General features: G+C 69.6%; 4 protein-coding genes and 1 pseudogene. 1 reads left to right on the top strand and 4 read right to left on the bottom strand.

Annotation, left to right across the window (positions count from 1 at the left end):
- Positions 1-233: pseudogene (locus E2E34_RS32090) on the top strand (DUF1152 domain-containing protein); the annotation flags it as partial.
- A 33-nt stretch (positions 234-266) separates the two neighbouring features.
- Here E2E34_RS32090 and E2E34_RS32085 read toward each other — a convergent pair.
- The 4 genes from E2E34_RS32085 to E2E34_RS32070 form a co-directional block, all read right to left on the bottom strand.
- Complete coding sequence (locus E2E34_RS32085; RefSeq protein ID WP_138905362.1) at positions 267-1,085, bottom strand: hypothetical protein; 819 nt, start codon at positions 1,083-1,085, stop codon at positions 267-269.
- Between the two features lie 289 nt (positions 1,086-1,374).
- Complete coding sequence (locus E2E34_RS32080) at positions 1,375-1,863, bottom strand: DUF6882 domain-containing protein (protein WP_138905361.1); 489 nt, start codon at positions 1,861-1,863, stop codon at positions 1,375-1,377.
- Positions 1,864-2,002: 139 nt separating this feature from the next.
- A complete protein-coding gene (locus E2E34_RS32075) occupies positions 2,003-2,860 on the bottom strand; it encodes a geranyl diphosphate 2-C-methyltransferase (RefSeq protein ID WP_138905360.1) in 858 nt (285 codons plus the stop codon).
- Between the two features lie 89 nt (positions 2,861-2,949).
- A partial coding sequence (locus tag E2E34_RS32070; RefSeq protein WP_279637917.1) for a family 2 encapsulin nanocompartment cargo protein terpene cyclase occupies positions 2,950-4,105 on the bottom strand: 1,156 nt, incomplete at its 5' end.

Here is a 4,105-nt window from a genome sequence, read left to right as displayed (position 1 = left end):
CCCCCCACCGCCCTCGGGACACCGGCGCCGCCCTGACCAGGTACACCGCCTGGGAACGCGACACCCTCGCGGACGGCATCGCGTACGTCACCACCCGCCGGATCGTCGAGGAGCTCGACCTCGGCGCCGCGGAGGCCGGCGATCTGTTCGCCGCCCTGCGCACAGCAGCGCCGGTACGCCGGGTGCCGCCCCTGTGGCGACTGGCAGCGGCACCACCCCCGCCGGCGCGGTAAGGGACGCACTCGACATGTCGTCCACTCGGGGAGCTACATCCCGTCCATGAGAGCGCCGCCGGAGAGGGCGTCGGCCACCAGGAAGACCAGCAGTGTCATGCCGTTGAGCCCGCAGAAGAGGATAAACGCACCCAGCGTGACGGAGAACCGCCGCATGAACGGAGCCGGGGGCACGAGTACGTCCGCCGGGTCCTGGGGGTCGAAACTGACCTGGACGTACGGCGCCGAAGACATGTGGGTCACGCCGCGGGTCATGCCGGCGGTGTCCGTGTAGAGGTAGGCGCCGGGCTGGTCGGCGGGCCTGGCGAAAACGGTGACGCCGTGCTTGAGCAGCCGCCGCTCATGGTTCCACGTCCCCACGGCGTAGGCGCCGGCCCCGAGAGCCGCGACCGTGATGAAACCGAACGGCACGAAGATGATGACGTAGCCGGCGTCCCCCACGATCCCGGCGATCACGCCCAGGGCGACGACGGTTCCGACGCAGCCGAGCACGAACCATTTCAGCCGGCGCAGGAACTTCACGCGCCAGAGCGTCTTGAGGGTTTGTACGACGACGAGGGCGGCACCGTCGACCTCCTCGTCGGGCTCCGCCAACAGCGAGTTCACGCCACTGGCGAACGCGGTGGCGGCGGCCTCACTCACGTCCTCGATCCGGTACACGGCCGGCGTCGACCCGACCGGCGCCCTCAGCTCGACCGACAGGGTCCTGCCCTCCGTGTGGACCCGGGCGACGGCTTGGCTGGGGATCGTGAGCACCTGACGAGGGCGCTCCAGGACGAGCCCCTCGCTGACGGCACTCAGAACGACGCCGTCACGGCCCTGAAGGACGGGTATGGACGAGATGATCGACATGGGGGAGATCGTAGGGCGGGGCGGCAGGCCCGGAACAGGCCCGGGTCGTCACCCCGGTCGCCGCGGGGTGCCGCTTCTCTGCTCTTCTGCGCCCGCAGCCCCGTCCGCGCCGCACGCGCCGGGGCCTGCGGCACTCGCGAGGCGGGCGACGAACGAACCAGCCACCCCTCCGCAAGTCGTTTACGCCGGGTGGCGCGGGAAAGAGCGGGTGCCGGAGACGCGGTACGGCGGGAACGGACGCCGCTCCTGTGCGCGCCCGTTCGGCGCCGGGTCGCCGACCGTCTCCCCGTCACGAGCTGTCCGCGGCGAGCACCAGGTCGTGGACCAGGAAGTGAAGCTGCGCCTCGTCGGTCGAGTCCATCCACAACCCTTCCGCGTCAAGCACCGAGGCCGCGACCATCCGTGCCTCGGCGACGAGCTCGGGATGGTAGTCGAAGCCCGACCACGGCAGGACCGGGTAGTCGTTCGCCTCGCCGAAGCGCCGTACCCGCTCGATGTCACCCCGGACTGTTCGCGGCAGGGACTCGTTCGCCCAGGACCACAACCAGGTCTGCTGCGCGAGACTCACGCTGCCGATCAGGGTGAGCCGGCCGGTGAGGAACACCTTCTCCTCGCGCGACCACGCGATCCGCGCGTCGTCCAGCGACCAGTGGTACTGCACGTCACCCGACAGTCCGAAGCGCTCGACCATGAGGCTCTGCCGCAAGCGGGCACGCTCCCGGGCCGCGTGCACGACCTCCTCCCATTCGGAGTGGTCGTGCTGCGAGCCGTTGTCCATCGTGCCTCCACGTACAGAACCGTCGGCAAGATCCTCTCACCTCGGCTCAGGAGGGATCGGTACCCGCCCGCCACCACCTCCTGTTACGGGCGTGCGGCACCGTTCGTGGTCCGGCGGCGCACCCGGTTCGCCCGGCGCCTCAGACCTTGTCGGCCGCGATCAGCAGGTACTGGAAGCTGCCGTCCTTGTACGCGTCGAGGAACGCCTTCTCGATGCCGGTCGCCAGCGGTGACTTGGCGCGCAGTTCCCAGTACGGGATGGTCGCAGCGGTGAGGTCGACGACGCTGACCGGGACGAGGCGGTTGGCGGCCATCTCCTTGAAGTAGCTGCTGCGGGGATGGATGTTGCAGATGTAGTGGGCGTTGATCTCGCTCACGGCCCGGGAGGGCAGCCCGTAGGCGTCGTTGTAGCAGCCGGTGATGGTGACGTACCGACCGCCGTGCTTGAGCAACCTGGCGTACTCGGGGAAGAGGAGGGCCAGGTCGACGTACATGGTGCTCTCGTTGTTCCAGATGGCCTGGAAACTGTCACTTTCGAAGCCCGTGTGCAGCATGTTCTTGAGGTGGAAGCGGACCTTGTCGTCCACTCCGCGCTCCTTCGCCTGGCCGTTGGCGAAGGCGACCTGGGTTTCGGAGATGGAGACGCCGTCGACCTGGCAGCCGAAGCGGCTGTGGGCGACGAAGCTGCTGCCGCCGCGGCCCGATCCGGAGTCCATGACGCGGTCGCCGGGGGTGAGGTCGCCGAGGTGGCTCATCAGCAGGTCGGCCTGGGCGCATTCGAGCCGGTGGAGCTCGGCCGTGAGGCGCTGCTCGCGGGTCTCCTCGGGGCCGTCGAGGACGGACCAGTTCACGTCACCGATGCCGTAGTGGTGGTGGTAGATGCCGTCGACCTCGCCGAGGCGGAGGTTGACGGGGTTCTTCTCCTGGTTCCAGTAGTTGGCAACGGACTTCTGGTAGAGGCTGCGCAGGGGGTGTGGGGTGGTGTGCTGAACGGTCATAAGTGTTCTCCCTCTTCAGGTGATCTCACGGGCTGTACGGGCCGGAAGGCCGGACCGGCCGGGCGGGGCTATGGGTTCGGAACGCGGCGTCAGTTCGTGTCGTTGTAACGGGGGCTGGTGGCGTGCCACTGCTTGCTGCCGCCCATCCACGCCCACAGACCGTCGAGGTAACGACGCAGCTGCGGGGAGCCGGCCGCTGCCAGCACGGCGCAGTCGGCCTCGACGGTGTGCATGAGCTCGTCGTGGATGGCGGCGGTGCGGTCGACGGCCTCCTGGAGGGAGCAGTTGTCCTCGGCGGCGATGAGGTTGGGCAGATTCGTGTCGCCCGGGTCCTCCTTGGCCATCGAATACACGTCGTTGAGCAGCACATTGGCCATGCCGGCGTAGAGGTAGGTGCGGCGCACGGTGGGATCGGCGAACTCGTGAGCCGGCAGTTCGTAGCCGCCCACCGGGTCGATCAGCACCATGCAGGGGTAGAAGGCGTTCTCGTACCGGTGCAGCAGGTACTCCCACACAGCGGGCCTGCGCCCGTTGCTGCGCCATTCGGCTTCCTGCCCGTAGCCGACGAACATGACGGCGAGTTCGTGGCGCAGGCGGGCCATTTGCGTGGTGCTGGCGATCTGTGACAGGTGGGCGAGGCTGGAGCGGAAGGCGCGCAGAACAGGCTGCCGGCCGACGACTTCCTCGAACTGCGCGAGGTAGCGGGCGGGAAGCCGTACGGGGTCGACGACCGCGTGGGCCATGGCGAGCCGGGAGCCCAGCAGTTCCGGTTCCGTGTCGTCGCCCTCGTCGACCCAGTGGTCGTCCACGGACCATTCGGCCAGCCCACAGCGGGCGGCGGCCATCAGGCGGTCGGGGTCGTCGCAGTCGGGGTGTGCCAGCATGAACAGCTGCCCGAACTGGTGGGAGTGCAGGCGCTCCAGGCGGCCGGTGAAGATGCCGATCTCCTCCGCCCAGTCGACCAGGCGGTTGTTGACCTCTTCCCCCAGGGCGGGGTCATCACGCACGGCGTCGGGGCAGTACAGGGCGGGGATCCGCACCGCCGTGCGGTCGCCGCCCGGGGACTCCTGCGGGGTGGCCGCGGGGGTCTCTTCCGCCCGGGCGTGCCGCGCCGCTCGCGGGGCGGCCGGGGCGAACGACCGGAAGGCGCGGGCGGCGGCCGTGCCCAGGCCCGCGGGTCCGGCCAGCAGGCGCTCCAACTCCAGGTGGGAGGGCGGCATCGCCGGGCTCTGCTCGGTCGTACGA

The sequence above is a fragment of the Streptomyces albidochromogenes genome, from assembly GCF_005981925.1.
Classification (GTDB): domain Bacteria; phylum Actinomycetota; class Actinomycetes; order Streptomycetales; family Streptomycetaceae; genus Streptomyces; species Streptomyces albidochromogenes.
Note: the sequence above shows the minus strand (reverse complement) of the source record. Positions and strands in the feature narration are given on the sequence as shown.

Bases quoted from the DNA above. Each gene is read 5' to 3' on its own strand.
- E2E34_RS32085 (WP_138905362.1), bottom strand. From the start codon at position 1,085: ATGTCGATCATCTCGTCCATACCCGTCCTTCAGGGCCGTGACGGCGTC.
- E2E34_RS32080 (WP_138905361.1), bottom strand. From the start codon at position 1,863: ATGGACAACGGCTCGCAGCACGACCACTCCGAATGGGAGGAGGTCGTG.
- E2E34_RS32075 (WP_138905360.1), bottom strand. From the start codon at position 2,860: ATGACCGTTCAGCACACCACCCCACACCCCCTGCGCAGCCTCTACCAG.